21 protein-coding genes and 2 pseudogenes are annotated in these 15,923 nt (G+C 50.6%); 13 read left to right on the top strand and 10 right to left on the bottom strand.

Annotation, left to right across the window (positions count from 1 at the left end; all coding sequences use genetic code 11):
* Positions 1 to 56: 56 nt before the first annotated feature.
* From A7C91_RS12200 to A7C91_RS11890, 8 genes are all read right to left on the bottom strand, one after another.
* Positions 57 to 326 carry a Na+/H+ antiporter NhaC family protein gene (locus A7C91_RS12200; RefSeq protein ID WP_324609536.1) on the bottom strand — a complete coding sequence of 90 codons (270 nt, stop codon included), beginning with the start codon at positions 324 to 326 and terminating at the stop codon, positions 57 to 59.
* Positions 305 to 1,117 carry a Na+/H+ antiporter NhaC family protein gene (locus tag A7C91_RS11915; RefSeq protein WP_267886223.1) on the bottom strand — a complete coding sequence of 271 codons (813 nt, stop codon included), beginning with the start codon at positions 1,115 to 1,117 and terminating at the stop codon, positions 305 to 307. The genes A7C91_RS12200 and A7C91_RS11915 overlap by 22 nt, the downstream gene beginning before the upstream one ends.
* Positions 1,118 to 1,208: 91 nt before the next feature.
* On the bottom strand, positions 1,209 to 1,691 hold the full coding sequence (locus tag A7C91_RS11910; protein ID WP_234394347.1) for a hypothetical protein: 483 nt from the start codon (positions 1,689 to 1,691) through the stop codon (positions 1,209 to 1,211).
* A 157-nt stretch (positions 1,692 to 1,848) separates the two neighbouring features.
* A complete protein-coding gene (locus A7C91_RS11905) occupies positions 1,849 to 2,085 on the bottom strand; it encodes an ACT domain-containing protein (RefSeq protein WP_234394346.1) in 237 nt (78 codons plus the stop codon).
* 66 nt (positions 2,086 to 2,151) lie between these two features.
* Complete coding sequence (locus A7C91_RS11900) at positions 2,152 to 2,430, bottom strand: hypothetical protein (RefSeq protein ID WP_234394345.1); 279 nt, start codon at positions 2,428 to 2,430, stop codon at positions 2,152 to 2,154.
* A gap of 123 nt (positions 2,431 to 2,553) precedes the next feature.
* Entirely contained in the window at positions 2,554 to 3,291 is a 738-nt protein-coding gene (gene thyX, locus A7C91_RS08200) for an FAD-dependent thymidylate synthase (RefSeq protein WP_068666524.1), read from the bottom strand.
* Between the two features lie 95 nt (positions 3,292 to 3,386).
* Positions 3,387 to 3,662 (bottom strand): DUF996 domain-containing protein, encoded by a 276-nt coding sequence (locus A7C91_RS11895; protein WP_234394344.1) that lies wholly within the window; start codon positions 3,660 to 3,662, stop codon positions 3,387 to 3,389.
* A 66-nt stretch (positions 3,663 to 3,728) separates the two neighbouring features.
* Complete coding sequence (locus tag A7C91_RS11890; protein WP_234394343.1) at positions 3,729 to 3,893, bottom strand: hypothetical protein; 165 nt, start codon at positions 3,891 to 3,893, stop codon at positions 3,729 to 3,731.
* Positions 3,894 to 4,044: 151 nt separating this feature from the next.
* Between A7C91_RS11890 and argF the strand changes: the two genes are divergently transcribed.
* The 6 genes and pseudogenes from argF to A7C91_RS11245 all read left to right on the top strand — a co-directional run bounded on the left by argF (position 4,045) and on the right by A7C91_RS11245 (position 7,337).
* Positions 4,045 to 4,992: an ornithine carbamoyltransferase gene (gene argF / locus A7C91_RS08190; protein ID WP_068666522.1), complete on the top strand. Its 948-nt coding sequence runs from the start codon at positions 4,045 to 4,047 to the stop codon at positions 4,990 to 4,992.
* Between the two features lie 71 nt (positions 4,993 to 5,063).
* Positions 5,064 to 5,993: an NOL1/NOP2/sun family putative RNA methylase gene (locus A7C91_RS08185; RefSeq protein ID WP_068666520.1), complete on the top strand. Its 930-nt coding sequence runs from the start codon at positions 5,064 to 5,066 to the stop codon at positions 5,991 to 5,993.
* Positions 5,994 to 6,043: 50 nt separating this feature from the next.
* Positions 6,044 to 6,313 carry a DUF257 family protein gene (locus A7C91_RS12540; RefSeq protein WP_068666518.1) on the top strand — a complete coding sequence of 90 codons (270 nt, stop codon included), beginning with the start codon at positions 6,044 to 6,046 and terminating at the stop codon, positions 6,311 to 6,313.
* Between the two features lie 170 nt (positions 6,314 to 6,483).
* Entirely contained in the window at positions 6,484 to 6,663 is a 180-nt protein-coding gene (locus A7C91_RS08175) for a hypothetical protein (protein WP_068666516.1), read from the top strand.
* A gap of 42 nt (positions 6,664 to 6,705) precedes the next feature.
* Positions 6,706 to 6,909, top strand: a pseudogene (locus A7C91_RS10830) (DUF257 family protein); the annotation flags it as partial.
* A 182-nt stretch (positions 6,910 to 7,091) separates the two neighbouring features.
* The gene (locus tag A7C91_RS11245) at positions 7,092 to 7,337 is read left to right on the top strand and encodes a DUF257 family protein (RefSeq protein ID WP_199920009.1); all 246 of its coding nucleotides are present in this window, start codon (positions 7,092 to 7,094) and stop codon (positions 7,335 to 7,337) included.
* On the opposite strand, the gene A7C91_RS08170 is transcribed toward A7C91_RS11245, so the two are convergent.
* Complete coding sequence (locus A7C91_RS08170) at positions 7,306 to 8,268, bottom strand: hypothetical protein (RefSeq protein ID WP_068666514.1); 963 nt, start codon at positions 8,266 to 8,268, stop codon at positions 7,306 to 7,308. The two genes, A7C91_RS11245 and A7C91_RS08170, sit on opposite strands and share 32 nt — an antisense overlap.
* Positions 8,268 to 8,846: a metallophosphoesterase family protein gene (locus tag A7C91_RS08165; RefSeq protein WP_068666512.1), complete on the bottom strand. Its 579-nt coding sequence runs from the start codon at positions 8,844 to 8,846 to the stop codon at positions 8,268 to 8,270. Before A7C91_RS08165 ends, A7C91_RS08170 begins: the two co-directional genes overlap by 1 nt.
* A 59-nt stretch (positions 8,847 to 8,905) precedes the next feature.
* Here A7C91_RS08165 and A7C91_RS08160 point away from each other — a divergent pair.
* The 7 genes and pseudogenes from A7C91_RS08160 (at position 8,906) to A7C91_RS08130 (ending at position 15,919) form a co-directional block, all read left to right on the top strand.
* Positions 8,906 to 9,993: pseudogene (locus A7C91_RS08160) on the top strand (saccharopine dehydrogenase family protein).
* Positions 9,971 to 10,630, top strand: coding sequence for a 16S rRNA methyltransferase (locus A7C91_RS08155; protein ID WP_068666510.1), 660 nt, complete (start codon positions 9,971 to 9,973; stop codon positions 10,628 to 10,630). The pseudogene A7C91_RS08160 and the gene A7C91_RS08155 overlap by 23 nt, the downstream one beginning before the upstream one ends.
* Before the next feature lie 86 nt (positions 10,631 to 10,716).
* Positions 10,717 to 12,096: a sodium-dependent transporter gene (locus A7C91_RS08150; protein WP_068666508.1), complete on the top strand. Its 1,380-nt coding sequence runs from the start codon at positions 10,717 to 10,719 to the stop codon at positions 12,094 to 12,096.
* An 83-nt stretch (positions 12,097 to 12,179) separates the two neighbouring features.
* Complete coding sequence (locus A7C91_RS08145) at positions 12,180 to 12,590, top strand: translation initiation factor IF-5A (protein ID WP_068666506.1); 411 nt, start codon at positions 12,180 to 12,182, stop codon at positions 12,588 to 12,590.
* A 74-nt stretch (positions 12,591 to 12,664) separates the two neighbouring features.
* The gene (gene speB, locus A7C91_RS08140; protein ID WP_068666504.1) at positions 12,665 to 13,528 is read left to right on the top strand and encodes an agmatinase; all 864 of its coding nucleotides are present in this window, start codon (positions 12,665 to 12,667) and stop codon (positions 13,526 to 13,528) included.
* Between the two features lie 589 nt (positions 13,529 to 14,117).
* Positions 14,118 to 14,612 (top strand): CBS domain-containing protein, encoded by a 495-nt coding sequence (locus A7C91_RS08135; protein ID WP_068666502.1) that lies wholly within the window; start codon positions 14,118 to 14,120, stop codon positions 14,610 to 14,612.
* Complete coding sequence (locus A7C91_RS08130) at positions 14,600 to 15,919, top strand: cation:proton antiporter (protein ID WP_068666500.1); 1,320 nt, start codon at positions 14,600 to 14,602, stop codon at positions 15,917 to 15,919. The genes A7C91_RS08135 and A7C91_RS08130 overlap by 13 nt, the downstream gene beginning before the upstream one ends.
* The last annotated feature ends 4 nt before the right edge of the window (positions 15,920 to 15,923 follow it).

Below are 15,923 nucleotides of genomic sequence, written 5' to 3'. Positions count from 1 at the left end.
TTAAACCGTCGGTTTAGAACCCGTCAACAACTGCATACACAAAAAGAAATGGAAAATCAGCTTTCCTCTACGATGTAGATGGGAACTTTGCCGTGTGGGATACCCGCCTGTCTGCCGTACCACTCGCTGAGGACAAGGTGAAGCACCCCAAGAAGGAGCACCGCTATCGCCAGTAGCACCCAGCCGTTCCTTAGTCCGGCGGCGAAGAGCAGAAGCATCACTGCACCAACAACACCCAAAGTGAAGGCGTAGGGTATCTGAGTGTTCACATGGTCGATATGGTCGCAGCCAGAGAACATCGAGCTCATGATGGTTGTGTCACTGATGGGGGAGCCGTGGTCGCCAAATACTCCCCCTGCAAAGACTGAGGCAATGCTGGCGTAAACAATCGGCCAAAGCTTCCGCTGAGCTGGTAGGAGAGCGGAACCGCTATAGGCATCATTATCGAGAAGGTTCCCCAGCTCGTTCCTGTCGTGAACGATATGAACGCCACCACCACAAAGACGACTAAGGGAATCAGTCCAGGGGAGAGCACGTTTGAGGCCACCCCGACTATGTAGTCAGCAGTTCCAACGGCGTCGCAGGCGCTCTTGATGCTCCACGAGAGGATGAGTATCATCATGGCAAAATGCATCTGCTTCATTCCCGTGACCAAGGTGTGCTCGACATCCTCAAGGGTCATTCTCTTCATGGCCAAGACGAGCGCCATTGCAACTATGACCATTGAGAGCGAACCCCCATACGAGGGCCCACGTCGAGTCTGCATTCGACAGAAACTCCTGGAATCCTCCCTCTGCATAGGCAGCACTTCCACTTCCAGTGATCCACAGGCCGAGGAAGTCATAAGAACCAGTGCCAGGACGGGTAGTATGAATACCCAGACGCTTTCCTTGCCCCTTATAGACATTCCAACATCGACCTCGGTGGTCATCATCGGCTGGGCGCCGTCGCGGAGCACTTTACCCTCCTTTCTGGTCCTGTACTCGGCCTTCAACATCAGACCGTAGTGCCTGTGAGTAGCTGCTACGAGGTAGACAAGGATGACCGCGAGGATTGGATAAAACCTGTAAGGCCAGCTCGCAAACCAAGCCGAGTAAGCGCTTATGTTTTCGCCCACACTTGCTATGGCGTCCTTTAGGAGTCCAAGCTCGTAGCCTATTCACGTTGAAACCACGGCCAGAACTGCCACCGGGGCGGCGGTGGAATCGTCAGCGTAAGCCAGAAACTCCCTCGAAACTCTTGCCCCTGTCGGTGATGGGCCTCATGGTGTTTCCGACAATGATTGTGTTCGTGTAGTCGTCGAAGAATATTATGGTACCAAAGATAGCCGCCATCAATGAAGCGGCCCTGCTGGTCTTGACCTTCCGAGTTACGGCTTTGGCGATGGCGTTCATTCCACCCGCTTTGTATATACGTGCAACACCGGCACCAATGAGTGCGTCGAACAATAGTATTCTTCTAGTGTTCCACAGATCTGTCATGATCTGGCCGTCTTCTTCCCATGCTGAAGCTATGTTAAAGATTATCCACTTCAATGTCTCAGTGGTTGCACCTACTTGATCTCCACCTGCAACCAGAAATCCACCAACCCACACTCTAAAAAACAAAGCGAATAAGACCCTTTTGGTGAGTATTGCCAAGCCTATAGCCACCAGAGGCAGCAAGAGTGAAAGCACTCCAAAGTCTGACATGGTCATCCCTCCTTACAGTTCCAGCAACCGTCCGCTATCCTGCAAGTCCCGAAACTGGAGCACTCGAGGAATAATCGAAACGTTTTTATGTTTTCTGTAACAAATATTTTAAAATAGTCAAGTTTTGTTATATTTGAAACAGTTTATTTAGAACGATTTACTGCATCCTTCTTATCAGCTCTTCTAGAATTTGGTATGCCTTTGGGGTGTCTTTTCGGTCAATTACAAAGATCGTGTCTTTGTAGCAGGAAATCACTTGAGTTATATTTATCCCGTTTGATGAGAGTGCCGATGTCATGAAGGCCACTACACCAGGAGTTTCAATTATTCTCCCTGGGCTTATTATGGTGAGTGCCGTTTGATCCCTCAGTATGCTGACGGTTTCTCCTACCAATTGACACACTTTTTCCTCATCTTCACTTGCAATAACGATTGTAAATGTTTCTCTCCATTGGGTCAGTTAGAGGAATCGTGACTCACTCATTATCTCGGAGATATCTTTTATAACTCCAGTAATGCGCTCCTTTGAAACCGTTATCACGCTCACATCGGACTGCAACTCTATAATGCTGTTCCCGATAACCTCCCTAACCCTGCCTTCTAGGAGGGATTTTTCTTTTTTGAGCTCTTCGCCGAGCCTTATCAGTGCCATTTTAATGGCAGGAATCGAAGAGTCCAGATCAAGCTCCTCAGCAAGAAGTCTCGCAAGGGCGCTATAGTTAACAATTCCCAAGCTCATGCATTCCCCACAAAGGGCTCCCTCATTATCTCTTCCCGTATAACGTCGGTTATACTCCTCCTCCCATCACTCATAAGCTCCCCCACCAAGAGCTGACCTTGTAAAAGAAATTTAACGGGGATTTCACCCCAGAGCCACTTCTTTCCACTTCTCCCTCGTCCTCTTCCAGCAGCCTGGCGGCATGAGCTCTCCTTCAGGACAGTAACCAAGCTGAACGCACCTCGGCCCGAGCTTGGCCCACCTGATTATCGGCCTCAGCTCTTCGTTCTTGGCGATTTCTCCCAGCATCTTCCAGGCGACATCCCTTATCTCCCACTGGGCCCGCTCACAGGCTCTAAGGCCAAGGAAGTGCTTTAGCTCGCGAAGGTTCATGGTTACGACGATTTTGGTCCTCACTGCCTGGGGAAGGATGAAGCGAGCATTTTCTTGGTGGACACCTTCGCTGTAACTCTCCTCGTATAGCTCAATCGCCCTTTTCATGAATTCCTTCCACTTTTCATAGAGCTCTGGCCTTTCCTTAACGCTCTCGGGGATTACGAAGGTCTCCTCGACGTCCTCGGGGTTGAGCTTTATGTAGCGCTGTGACTGCTGCGTATAGCTTGCTATTCTGTGACGAACGAGCTGGTGCGAGGTAATCCTGGATATACCCTCAATGGAAAACGTTAGAACCGCATGCTCCAGAATGGACTCATGGCCATAGCCGAGAATCTTCGGAAGGTGCATCGTGACGTCCTGTTCGCCCATTCGCTCGAAGGCTTCTGTCTCCCATTCATCCCAGTAGCTTATAAGAGCTGCCCAAGTGACGGTTTCCAGAGGTTTTTTCGTATAATTGACAAGCTTGACTTTGATTCCATCCCCCATCAGCGCCACCGAAGGTAAAACCGTTTCAGGTTTATTAGGTTTACCCGATGGGAACAGAGAACCAAATACTCTGCATATCAAAATAAAAGGGAAATTTAAATGGCCAGGGAAGCCTCGCCCCTTCCTGGAACTTCGTCCGGGAGGGAGAAGAAGGCCACTATCTCGAGGATTGCGGCTATCAGTATAAGCAGCATCCCAATCATGACTATCATTAGTATGGCGCCAACGAAGTAAAGCAACGCAACCGTGTGGAACATGCCAACACCGGTTTCCTCTGCTATCATGTCGTGGCTCTGCTTCATGAACCAGACGCCTAGTATCATTAGACCTGCTGCTAGAATGGTGCCTATGCTAATCGCACCGAAACTCATCATAGAATACCCATCCCGCCGGCTCTGAACGTGTTTCCCCAGAAGCTCCACATTGCAACAATGATGTCAAGTATCGCGAGTATGGCCCCAGAGGTACTTAGTGAAGATTTTCTTCCTTCCGGTCACCTCGGAGATGTTCTTAACGGCGAAAATCTTCAAGACGAACCCCACAATGGCGATACCCGGTATCAGGGTAAGGATGGCCCCGAAAATTTTTGGATACACTTCCATCAGAAAGACATTGATGGCATAAGTAATCCATTGATGTCCATTACGTTTAGAAAGCTCCCAAGCGTTAATGCTCAAAAGATTTCAGCTGGAAGCAGATTTATTCGACGAAAGGGTTATTAAAACCGAGCGCCAGCTTTAAGCGGTGATGCACATGGTGGTTAGCCTAGCCGGAAGAGACCTTCTCTGCCTCCAGGACTTTACGAGGGAGGAGATTGAGACCATTCTCAAAACGGCCGAAATGATGAAGATATGGAACAAGATCGGCAAGCCGCACCGCGTTCTCGAGGGCAAAACTCTCGCTATGATATTCCAGAAGCCCTCGACCAGGACGAGGATAAGCTTTGAGGTTGGAATCTACCAGCTCGGCGGTTACGGTCTCTACCTTAACGCCAATGATTTGCAACTCAGGCGCGGTGAGACGATAGCCGATACCGCCCGCGTTCTGAGCAAGTACGTCGACGGAATAATGGCCCGTGTTTTTGACCACCAGGACGTCGTCGACCTCGCCAAGTACGCGGATGTTCCGGTCATCAACGGCCTGAGCGACTTTTCCCACCCCTGCCAGGCTCTGGCCGATTACCAGACCATTCTCGAGAAGAAAGGCCGCATAGCGGGCCTCAAGATTGTCTACGTCGGCGATGGTAACAACGTGGCCCACTCCCTCATGATTGCCGGAACCAAGCTTGGCGCTCACGTCGTCGTTGCAACTCCAGAGGGCTACGAGCCAGACGAGAGGGTCATCAAGTGGGCCGAACAGAACGCGGCTGAGAGCGGTGGCTCCTTTGAGCTCCTCCACGACCCGGTCAAGGCCGTCAAGGATGCTGACGTCATCTACACAGATGTCTGGGCCAGTATGGGCCAGGAGGCTGAGGCAGAGGAGAGAAGAAGGAGATTCAAGCCATTCCAGGTCAACAAGGACCTTGTCAAGCACGCCAAGCCGGATTACATATTCATGCACTGCCTCCCAGCCCACAGGGGAGAGGAAGTCACCGACGACGTCATCGACAGCCCCAACAGCGTCGTCTTCGACCAGGCCGAGAACCGCTTACACGCCCAGAAGTCCGCGATGGCCCTGGTTATGGGCGGGATTAAGGTGTGACCCCTATTTTTGACCGTTTCTTCCTTTGTTTCTAGGGGTTAAGGTTTAAAATCCCCATTCCAACTTTAGTTATGCTCCAGAAACTCTTCAGCCTCGGCTACTCGAAGACCTTCGCGGAGCGCTATTACGAGCTCTGGGGCAAGAGAGCTCTGGCAATAGCTGAGGCTATGGAAAAGCCCCTGCCGAGGTGCTTTAGGATTAACACGCTTCGCATTGAAGTGTCCCAGCTCACAAAGCTGCTCAACAAGAAGGGCTTCCAATTCAGGCGAGTGCCCTGGGCGAGGGAAGGCTTCTGCCTAACCAGAGAACCATTCTCGATGACTTCAACACCCGAATACCTGAGCGGGCTGCTCTACATCCAAGAGGCCTCGTCAATGTATCCTCCCGTTGCTCTGGAGCCACAGCCAGGGGATGTCATAGCTGACATGGCCGCCGCTCCCGGAGGAAAAACCTCCTACATGACCCAGCTCATGAAAAACGAAGGCATCATCTACGCCTTTGACGTCGGCGAGGAACGCCTGAAGGAGACTCGCCTGAACCTCTCACGTTTGGGCGTTATCAACACGGTTTTAATCCATAAGTCCTCGCTCCACATGGGGGAGCTTGGGATAGAGTTCAACAAAATCCTCCTCGATGCTCCCTGCACTGGCTCGGGGACGATACACAAGAACCCAGAGCGGAAGACCAGCCGCACGATGGAGGATGTGAAGTTCTGCCAAGGACTGCAAATAAAGATGCTGAAGGTGGCCTTGGAGAACCTAAAGCCTGGGGGAATTCTGGTCTATTCTACCTGCTCCCTTGAGCCCGAGGAGAACGAGTTCGTAATCCAGTGGGTTCTCGACAACTTTGACGTCGAGCTTCTACCCCTTAGATACGGGGAGCCGGCTTTAACCGCTCCCTTCGGCGTCGAGCTGAGCGATGAGATAAGAAACGCGAGGCGTTTCTATCCTGATAGACACAGAACGAGCGGCTTCTTTGTGGCCAAAATTAGAAAACTCTAAGGAAAGTTTTTATCTGCAGATCCTAAGATAAAGTCGGGGAAGGGTTACCCATGGAATTGGGAATGGACCAGTTTCTGGAAACCTTTACTATGGGAGACATGGTTCTAAATCAGGTATTTCCTAACCGACCATCCGAGCTCTTGTTTTACAGTGCCGTCAAGCATGTCCTTGACGAGGGAGTGAACGGGATTATTGTAGACGCGTTCAGCACGTTTCACGTTTTCACGACAATGCTCAAATTCAGCGGCAGAGACGTCACTTTCCTGAAGAATTTACCAACTGTATGGATCGGAGGCTCGCCCAAGAAGGAAAGGTCGTAGCAACTATCAGCCCATTTAATGATGTGTCCATCCTTACTCAAGAGTTGTCCAGGAAAATAAAAGATATCGCAACGCCAAGAACCATGATTTTCTTCCTTGGAGCTGGAAAATTCCTCTCAATCTAGGAGAGCAATCCCTATTACCTGAGCAGGTTCTTCATTGAGATTATTATGAAAAACCGCATTACAAAGGAATTCCGCAGCGTTGTCTTCGCCAACGCCGGAGTACTGAAGCCTGAGACTTTCGAGAAGTTGGAGTTCTATATTCCAATCATCGTTGAGCTCAAGGATGGAGGAAATAAGGCCGAGATTCTCAAGCATGTCCACCCAAGGTTCGTTGGTTTGGAGTAGTTCCATGAAAGATTTCAACGACTTCGTGAAGTCGTTCAGACTGGGGAAACAGTAACCGTCGAGATATCATCGCGTTCTCCCCTTTATCCTGTCTTTTATGGGGCCCTCAAGTCAGCGCGAGAGAGGGGTATGAACGTCCTGGTTCTGGACGGCTTTGACAGACTGGCCATCGTTGTCCAGGATCTCAAGAGTGTCGGCATTGACCTTGACCTAGACAAGTTAGACGTCATAAAGGGTGGGGGATGATACGGATAGGGAATCTGATAGCACACATTGACGTGTCTCACGACGAGAGGGTTTTATATTAGAAAGTACCAGGACACATTCTACAGATACCTTAACTCTCATCCGGAAACTGTGCTGCTTGTCCTTGGCTTGGAGAAACTCATCGTGAAGAGTAGCACAGGGAGCAGGGATGAGATGTTTTTATGGATCTGCTTAGATCCTTCCTCAACATCCCACAAAGAATTGCGATTTACTTCATCAACCCCAGTCTAATCAGCGAGCGTGCTAGGGCTCAGCTATGGGAGCTATCCATAAGGATTGTCCCGGTGGAGTGTTCCAGGGGCTTACTGATAAGAATCAAGAAGAGCATAAATCCAGAAGAACAGGGAGCCGAGATACTTGTGCCCCCGGACTACGTTACCGAGACAGCATCTCATCAAGGTTCTTAAGTCTCTCTCTGGATTCCTCGCTAAGCAAAGATTCAAGTTCTTCCCTTGCTTTTTTTGCGAGTTCGAACTTCTCCAAGCCCTTTGAAACACTTACCCAGCTTATCCTTTTGCCTTCAACGAAGACGTCTATGTCGCACAGCCTCTTGTAGCCCACGTACTCGAGACCCTTAAGGAAGAACTTGACCCTCATTGGGTCTTCCCACGTCAGAAGCTTCAGCTTGTAAACCGGAACGCGCATAAATGGCCTCGGATAGTCCCAGTCCCAGCCCTCACCAACTATGAAACCGAGATCCAGGTCTTCTATAACCATCATGAGCCTCTCTATGTTTTCGTCGTAGCGCTTATCGGTGTCGTATACCTTTATGGTCAGCTCCTTCCACTCCGGCATCAGCTTTGTGAGGAGTATGGGGGCGTCTGTACTGAGTTCTCTGTAAACGTCGAGAAAGTCCCTGTGGAGAAGCACAGCCCCTTTTATGTCCTCTGGCCCGATGGGACAGTTGAGCTTCTTCTCGGTAATTGCTATTATAGTATCAGCTGCCTCGCTCTCATCGAGAGCCGTCCTTATGTCCATCACTTCCCCACTATACTTCTCGGCGAGAAGCTTAATCCCCTCATCGACCCTTGTAGGGATTCGTATCATTATCATGGTGCCCTTGATATGGACCTTCTCAATCGGCATCCTCTCGTTGATAATTTCGCTCAGTACTATGGGAGCGTGTTTGTTGATCAAGAAGGCCATCTCCAGTGGAATAGTTTCTTTCTCCCACTCATCAGTGACGAAGACTATCGTCTCAAACTCATTACTTTCGCGTATGGCATCGTTGGCAGGTATCTCATGAACGCCAAAAATCTCCATCAGCTTGGCCTTGACGGTTTCCACCTCTTTAGTTCTCAAGAACACTATAGATGGCCCAAACCTCAGAACGCGCATTACATACCCCTCCACATCTTGTATCCCCTCTCAAAGTCGGTCCCGGGAGGATACTTGACCCTATAGGTTCTCCTGCTCGGAAGGAGGACGAAGTTTACCCCAAGAACACCGTTCAGGCCCCTCTCAATGAGCTTGAAGTTGTGGCCGTAGAGCTTGAAGTCCGCATCGAGATCGACAACGTCCTTCCACGTGTGCCCGAGAGCAAAGCGGGTACCCTCTATATCCACAACGCTCCCGGGTTCGACGAGGTTCTCACCAAAGAACTCCCGCAACATCTCCAAGTCGTCCTCGTTACCAGGAACAATGTATATTCGCGCATTGAACCCGCCGAACATCCTCGCGAGCTTTCTCAGGGCCCCCTTGTAGCGACGCCTAAGATGCGGCTTCCTCTCGAGTTTTATATTGTCGGCCAAATCCCCAGTATGGATTACATAGTCAAGTCTAACCTTCTCAATGAGTCCCTCTATGAAGCGGTAGGAGCTCTCTGGAGTATCGCTTATGTGCATGACTTTTGTCTCGTCAGAGGAGGCCAATAGTTCCAGGACTCTCTTTCTGAACAGGGGCAGTTTAATCTGCATTGAATGAAGTAGGAGCAGACCTTATATATCTTGCTCTCAAGTTTCTTATGGGTGTTATCGTGAAGGTGCTCATTCTGGGAGCCGGAAACGTTGGAAAGGCAATAGCTTGGGACTTAAAGGATGAATTCGAGGTATGGGTCGGAGACAGAAGTCAGGATAGGCTAAACTCCGTCAGGGATTTTGCCGAGACGATAAAAGTCGATGCTTCAGACTTTGATTCTCTCGTTGAGACTATGAGGGAGTTTGAACTTGTCATCGGTGCCTGCCGGGAAGGTTCGGATACCGCTCGATAAAGGCGGCAATAAAGGCGGGCGTTGACATGGTGGATGTCTCCTTCATGCCGGAGAACCCGCTGAAACTCCGCGACGAGGCTGAAAAAGCTCAGTTAACAATTATCTTTGATGCCGGCTTTGCACCGGGACTGAGCCACATCTTCATGGGGAGGATATGGCAAGAAATTGACGAGCTCAGAGAAGGCCGCATCTACGTCGGAGGCCTGCCGAAAGAGCCGAGGCCACCGCTCTACTATCTCATCACCTGGTCACCCTATGATCTGATAGAGGAATACACGAGGCCCGCACGAGTCATCAGGAACGGCAAGGTCATCTCAGTTGATCCATTTGAGAGGCTCGAGCACGTTCAGGTTGGGGATTTTGAGTTCGAGTCATTCGTGAGTGATGGCCTCCGCTCATTGCTTGAAAGCGTCAAGGCAGAAAAGCTTGAGGAGTGGACACTGCGCTGGCCCGGACACCTCGAAAAGATGCGCGTTCTTAGGGAGCTGGGATTCTTTAAACCCGAGCACGTCGATAAGACGCTTGAGGTCATCACGCCTCTCATGATCTACAAGAGCTCGGATTTCTCGATAATGGAGGTTGTTGGGCAGGGCACACTTGATGAAGAGGATAAAGAGATCGGCTACTTCCTCTACGACGAGGAAAGGGGCGGCTTCACATCGATGGCTAGAGTTACTGGCTTCACAGCGGCGATAATAGCGCGTCTTGTTGCCGAGAAGGGCTGCATTTTCGGAATCATACCCCCCGAGATACTCGGAATGAGGATAGACACTTTCACAAGGATAACCGAGGAGCTCATAGATAGGGGAATAACTATTGAGAGGTGGGAGGATGCTCCACCTGGTGATAGCTGACTCGGAGCTAGAGCTTGTTCCGAAGAGCATAAGGAACCATCCAGTGGTGGTGAACTACGCCAGGAGAAAAGGCAAGAGGCCAGAGGAAGTGCTCCTGGACAGCACTTACCACCATACGGCACTGAAAAAACTTGAAGACGGTGAGAGACGGGGAAGGCCGGACATAGTACACATCTGCCTTCTCAATGCCCTCGAAAGCATAGCAGACAAGAAGGGCCTGCTGAGGGTTTACGTTCACACGAGGAACGACGAAGTGATTTACATAAAACCTGAGACTAGGATTCCAAGGAATTACAACCGCTTCGTTGGCCTGATGGAGAGCCTTTTTAAGAACCGTGTCGTGCCGAGAGACTTGGAGCTCCTCAGGATGGAAAAGAAGGGCCTCAAAGAGCTCATCGACGAGATTAAACCAGACGGCGTTTTTATCATGCACGAAAACGGGGAGCTCCTGAAGCCCCAGGAATTCGGGAAAACCCTTGCCGAAATCCATGAACCCCTTGTGGTTGTCGGTGGATTCTCTCACGGGGACTTCAGAAGTGAAATCTTAGGGAAAAAAATAAGCATTTACAAAGCCCCACTGATGGCATGGACGGTTGTAAACGAGGTAATTACCAACTTTGAACATTGGGTTTTCTAAATTCAGATAAGAAAACAGCACAATGTTTTTATATTTCTTTCCTCTTAGCTCATTCTTAGAAACAGCCTTTGTGGAGGTGTATCTCAATGAGAAAAATAAGCGTCCTTATGGCGTTCTTAATAACCGGGTACATTCTTGGAATCTGGAACTTCCTGGTTCTGCCGAAGTATTACATAACCTTCGGACTGAAGGGCTTTTTGGTTTCGCTGATTCCAATGCTGATAGCCCTGTTCCTGATCTACAGTGAAGCCGAGAGCACTAAAAGGACAAGGTATCTAATCTATGAGCTGTTCTTTAAGATAGCGAGGACACCCGCTCTGATATTCACCCTGATAATGTTCCTGCTGATAATGCTCGGTTTAACAACATACTACACCTCCTACAGCCTCATATACATCTTCGGACTTGACGCGAGCTACGTTCCCATCTTGGGGGTTGTAACGGTTCTAATCTCCGCAGTACTTTTACTCATGGCCAAGGGCAGGACCCTTGAGTTCATTTCTGTTATATCCATAATCTTCTTGCTCTTCGCCATAATCTCAGCGGTTCTTATTAGGAACCAGGCCCTGAGCACTGTTACCACCCCACATGCTGTTCAGTACATGGAGAGAGCAGTTTCATCAATAACTTCCTTTGACCAACCCCTGACGTTCAAAGGAGTTCTTTACATGCTTGTTTCAGTGCTCATCTCCTTCGGCCTTGGCGCGGGAGTCTACTACGTGGTGGGCAGCTTTACTCCCGAGGAGCTTGACCTGAGGAAGGTTCTGGGCATAGTGTTCATACTCCAAATAGTACTCAGTTTTGCCGCAGCATTCACCGTTGCTTACTCCCTCGGTGCAGCCTATCAGGGATTCGATAGGAGTTTCCACAATCCCAATATCCCATCAGAGGAGTCCATGAATCTCTTCCTCAAGTTCACAGACCTCAAGGAGTATGCCACCGACAGCACCAGGAGCCCGATAGACTCGATTGAGGTCTTCTACTCGATCCCCGAGGTCCTCAAGGGCAACATAGCAAATGCTGACAGGTTAATCTACCTGCTCATGCTTTCACTGTACTTCGCAGGCCTAACAACCATCATACTCCTTATCGAGATGGGCAGCCAGATACTTTCAGAGGTCATACAGCTCGACAGGAGCAGGAGCCTTGCCATTGTTTCATTAATTGGCATGATAATAGCCAGCCTCATGATGGTCAGTGATATCAGAATGATGTTCGTAGTTGTGCCCTTCAGTGTTGGTGCCCTCATAGCTGCAGCAGAGGCTTATCCACTCCTGTCCTCCGAGTTGGCCCACAACAAAGGAGCCGTGGCGGCAGTGATACTCCTGCTCTTATTAGGTGGTCTGGTGACCCTCTACTACACCTTCAGGACATCTTTGACTACGGTGAAGATAGGCGCACTGCTCAGCCTCGTTCTCTTTGTGCCGATGCTTATGAATGGCATGCTGATAAAAGGCAGGCGTTGATGTTTCTCCGTTTTCTTTCCTATTCAAAAATTTTTTAAAGTCCCTTCCTAATCCCCTTTAGAACGCTTATGGAGGTCTGAAAAATGGGAGACAAGACTAAGGTTCAGGTTAGCAAGCTCAAGCCTGGAAGGTACATCCTCCTCGACGGTGAGCCCTGCAGAATAGCGAACATAACCGTTTCCTCCCCAGGTAAGCACGGCTCCGCCAAGGCGAGGATTGAAGCTGTTGGCATCTTCGACGGCAAGGTCAGGAGCATCGTCAAGCCCACCAGCGCAGAGGTTGACGTTCCGATAATCGACAAGAGGACCGCCCAGATCATCGCCATGACCCCAGACACCGTCCAGATCATGGATATGGAGACCTACGCGCTCTACGATGTCCCAATAGAGACCGGCGTCGCTGACGAGGTCAAGGACCATCTCAAGGAGGGCATCAACGTCGAGTACTGGGAGACCCTAGGCAGGATCAAGATAATGAAGCTAAAGGGCGAGTGATTTTTCTTTCGCCTCTACTTCCCTTCTGCACAACCTTTTAAACGGGTCGCTCAATTTTCTCCAGAGGTGAGACCGTGGAATTCCTCCACACCTACGACACCCTCAAACTCGAGTTTCCCCTCGTCGGGCCGGAAAATGCCAAGTTCGTAATTCTTGGAGTCCCCTTCGATGGAACAACCTCCTACAAGCCTGGAACCAGATTCGGCCCAACGCTCATCAGGCAGGCAACGCTCAACCTCGAGAGCTACATTCTAGACTACGGCATAGACATAGCCGAGCTCCCCATAGCGGATATTGGAGACATAGCAGTCATTGCCGGCGATGCCAAGGGCACAGCGAAAAGGGTGAGAGAAATCATCGAAGAGCTAAAGAGGACTAACCCCGACGCAATACCAATAACCCTTGGCGGCGAGCACTCGATAACCCTCGGTCCTGTCGAGGCCCTCAAGCCTGCCAGCTACGTCGTGTTCGATGCACATCTCGACCTCCGTGACCAGTATGAAGACAACCTCTACAACCACGCGTGTGTGGCGAGAAGGATTTCCGAGCTCGGGATTAGAGAGGCCATCTTCGGAGTGAGGAGCGGAACAAGAGAAGAGGTGGAATACGCCGAGGAGAAAAGCATCACCTGGGTTCACGCGAGGGATTACTCCTTCGATGCCTTCGTGGAGCTGGTTAAACCCCTCCCGGAGCCGGTTTATCTCTCGGTGGACATCGATGTATTTGACCTCTCGATGGTTCCGAGCACTGGCACGCCCGAGGCTGGTGGCCTGAGGTTCTGGGAGGTTATCGAGGCCCTCGAATGGCTCGTCGAGAACAAGAAGATAACCGGCTTCGACATAACAGAGGTTGCAGGAACGGAACTGGGAGATGTGACTGCCCTCACCGCAGCAAAGCTGCTTTTTTACTTCATCGGGGCAATGGGGAGAGACATTTGATTTCTTTTTTTGAGAACAAGCCAAGCTGCCAACAGTGCCCCGGGATATACCTGTAACAGTCGCCACGAGATAGCCCACGGCCTGGACAAACTCGCTAAGAAGGAAACCCCCGAAGGCCAGCGCGAGGGAGAATATAACGACCTCCGGGAAGTTCATTACCCTCGCCCGTTTGAGGATTTTGTAGCAGACTATTCTAAGTGCCACGCCAATGACTATGAACATCCCATAGGAAGAAAAGCACCGCGGCGGGGTAAAATGCCAACGTAGCGATGCCTCAGGAACGAACAGAGCCCCGTCGACGGAAGTGAAGATTATGCCAAGCGAATCGTTGAAAATGGACTCAGTTACGATTAACGGTCTCGGCATCTGTTACTGTCATTTTGATTCCTCCAGCCTGTTTGTTTACCGTTGAAATTAATAAGCATGTCGAATATGGTGCCAAAAGGCTCTCCTGCCAGTTCCTGCTGGTTGAGGAAGCGGTGAAACTTTAGTTGTTTTTGGTACAATGTCCTAAACGTTTCTCCAATGCCCTCCCAGACTCACAAAGCCTTAAATAGAACTTTTTCATCTTTCAGAATGGGTGGTGGTCATGAGCGTAGAGTCAGCCCTCGAGAAGTTTCACTCACTCAAGCTGACCGATATAATGCCCACGTCTGAAACCATGCCAGTCGTTACCGCTGATGCTGATCTGATAAGCGTACTCAAGATACTGAGGACAAGGCACCACGTCTGGGTCGTCGAGAACAAGGAGAGCATGAAACTAGTAGGTGTCATCCGCTACATCGATGTGATAGATGTACTCCTGCCGCCAGAAGCCCATAAGTTCAAGCTCGGAATGACCAGCAGGACGATGCGCTCTATGCTGGGCGGGGCGGCGAAGGCAGAGGATATAGCCGAGAGGCACGTGCTCACTATAGAGGAAGACACGACGGTACTTGAAGCTCTCATGAAGATGCGCAAGTACAGGATTCAGGTGCTGGCTGTAGTAAAGGACGGAAAGCTGGTCGGGGAAGTGAGCATTCGCATACTGATTGACGAGCTACTTAGACTGCTCAGGGTAGGTGGTGCCCAATGGAAACAGTGACATGGCTGCTGTTCGCGGTAGGTCTCTCGCTCATCTTGGCGAAGATAGGAGACAGCATAATCGAGCGTTATGAACTACCAGGAGTCCTCGGAGAGCTGCTCATGGGAATGATTCTCGGAAACCTCGTCTACTTCGGCATAGTTGCCCCCCAGTACATCCCAATAGTCAGCGGCGAGGGATTCACCACAGACCTGACAGTCGTCTCCAACTTCCTCGCCAAGCTGGGTATAATATTTTTGCTCTTCCTCGGCGCCCTCGATGCAGACCTCGAGCAGCTGAAGAAGACGGGCCTCACCGCCACGGTTTCGACTCTTCTTGGCGTCTTCATCCCGCTCGTCCTTGGCTGGTTTGCCCTCATGGGGATGGGCTACGACAGCAGGGAGGCCTTCGCAGGCGGCGTTCTGCTCACGGCCACGAGCGTAGGTCTCACCGTCCGTGTAATGATGGACTTGGGCGTGCTGAAGAGTGAAGTCGGAGCGGCATCGCTGAGCGCGAGCGTGATGGACGACTTCCTTGGCATAGCGCTGATAATCTTCGCAGTCGGAACGGGCGGTCTTATTGAGTTGAGCGCTAAGATTGTGGCCTTCTTCATAATAACAGGCGTTATCTGGTGGTTCCTCGTTGACTACTACATCAAGTTCGCGGAAAAGCTGCACGTCGAGAAGGGCATTCTCGGAATGGTTCTTGGCGTGATGTTCCTCTTCGCGGCTTTGGCAGAAGGCTGGTTCGCAGCTGCAATCGAAGGAGCTTTTATGATGGGACTCGTCCTCTCAAAGCTCCCAGAAGGAAAGCGCCTGATGGAGGACGTTAGGGCCATAGGCTACGGCCTTCTCATACCGTTCTTCTTCGTTCACACGGGAGCAATGCTAAATCTTACAGTCTTCGAAAACACCCGGGCCCTCGTTCTCGCCGCTGTTCTCACTACCGTTGCAGTCTTCGGAAAGATCTTCGGTAGGGGCATCGGAGCATGGATTACCGCCTGGGGCCGCGGAAGGAAGTTCCTCCTTACCAGAGAGAACTTCTGGATGTCCCTCCAGATGGGAATTGGCTCCGTCCCCAGAACCGAAGTGGCGCTTGTTGACCTGATGGTGGCGATACATGGAGGGGCAATAAGCCAGCAGCATGCACCAGAGTTCATAGCGGCCACGCTGATATTCATAACCGTCTCAGTACTCATAACACCGCCTCTCCTAAAGTGGGCCTTCAAGAGAGAGATAGAAGAGGCCAGAAACATCAAGGCAGCCCAAAAGGCCGAGAGGGTACAAACGACGCATAGAAAGATAAAGGAAATTAAAGGCTCTTCTTGAGCCT

Origin of the sequence: Thermococcus piezophilus (genome assembly GCF_001647085.1) — an archaeon.
GTDB classification, from domain to species: domain Archaea; phylum Methanobacteriota_B; class Thermococci; order Thermococcales; family Thermococcaceae; genus Thermococcus; species Thermococcus piezophilus.
The sequence above is the reverse complement of the archived record's forward strand: the minus strand, read 5'-3'. Positions and strand labels throughout refer to the sequence as shown.

Bases quoted from the DNA above. Each gene is read 5' to 3' on its own strand.
- A7C91_RS11910 (WP_234394347.1), bottom strand. From the start codon at position 1,691: ATGTCAGACTTTGGAGTGCTTTCACTCTTGCTGCCTCTGGTGGCTATA.
- A7C91_RS11900 (WP_234394345.1), bottom strand. From the start codon at position 2,430: ATGAGCTTGGGAATTGTTAACTATAGCGCCCTTGCGAGACTTCTTGCT.
- thyX (WP_068666524.1), bottom strand. From the start codon at position 3,291: ATGGGGGATGGAATCAAAGTCAAGCTTGTCAATTATACGAAAAAACCT.
- A7C91_RS11895 (WP_234394344.1), bottom strand. From the start codon at position 3,662: ATGAGTTTCGGTGCGATTAGCATAGGCACCATTCTAGCAGCAGGTCTA.
- A7C91_RS11890 (WP_234394343.1), bottom strand. From the start codon at position 3,893: ATGGAAGTGTATCCAAAAATTTTCGGGGCCATCCTTACCCTGATACCG.
- argF (WP_068666522.1), top strand. From the start codon at position 4,045: ATGGTGGTTAGCCTAGCCGGAAGAGACCTTCTCTGCCTCCAGGACTTT.
- A7C91_RS08185 (WP_068666520.1), top strand. From the start codon at position 5,064: ATGCTCCAGAAACTCTTCAGCCTCGGCTACTCGAAGACCTTCGCGGAG.
- A7C91_RS12540 (WP_068666518.1), top strand. From the start codon at position 6,044: ATGGAATTGGGAATGGACCAGTTTCTGGAAACCTTTACTATGGGAGAC.
- A7C91_RS08175 (WP_068666516.1), top strand. From the start codon at position 6,484: ATGAAAAACCGCATTACAAAGGAATTCCGCAGCGTTGTCTTCGCCAAC.
- A7C91_RS11245 (WP_199920009.1), top strand. From the start codon at position 7,092: ATGGATCTGCTTAGATCCTTCCTCAACATCCCACAAAGAATTGCGATT.
- A7C91_RS08170 (WP_068666514.1), bottom strand. From the start codon at position 8,268: ATGCGCGTTCTGAGGTTTGGGCCATCTATAGTGTTCTTGAGAACTAAA.
- A7C91_RS08165 (WP_068666512.1), bottom strand. From the start codon at position 8,846: ATGCAGATTAAACTGCCCCTGTTCAGAAAGAGAGTCCTGGAACTATTG.
- A7C91_RS08155 (WP_068666510.1), top strand. From the start codon at position 9,971: ATGCTCCACCTGGTGATAGCTGACTCGGAGCTAGAGCTTGTTCCGAAG.
- A7C91_RS08150 (WP_068666508.1), top strand. From the start codon at position 10,717: ATGAGAAAAATAAGCGTCCTTATGGCGTTCTTAATAACCGGGTACATT.
- A7C91_RS08145 (WP_068666506.1), top strand. From the start codon at position 12,180: ATGGGAGACAAGACTAAGGTTCAGGTTAGCAAGCTCAAGCCTGGAAGG.
- A7C91_RS08135 (WP_068666502.1), top strand. From the start codon at position 14,118: ATGAGCGTAGAGTCAGCCCTCGAGAAGTTTCACTCACTCAAGCTGACC.
- A7C91_RS08130 (WP_068666500.1), top strand. From the start codon at position 14,600: ATGGAAACAGTGACATGGCTGCTGTTCGCGGTAGGTCTCTCGCTCATC.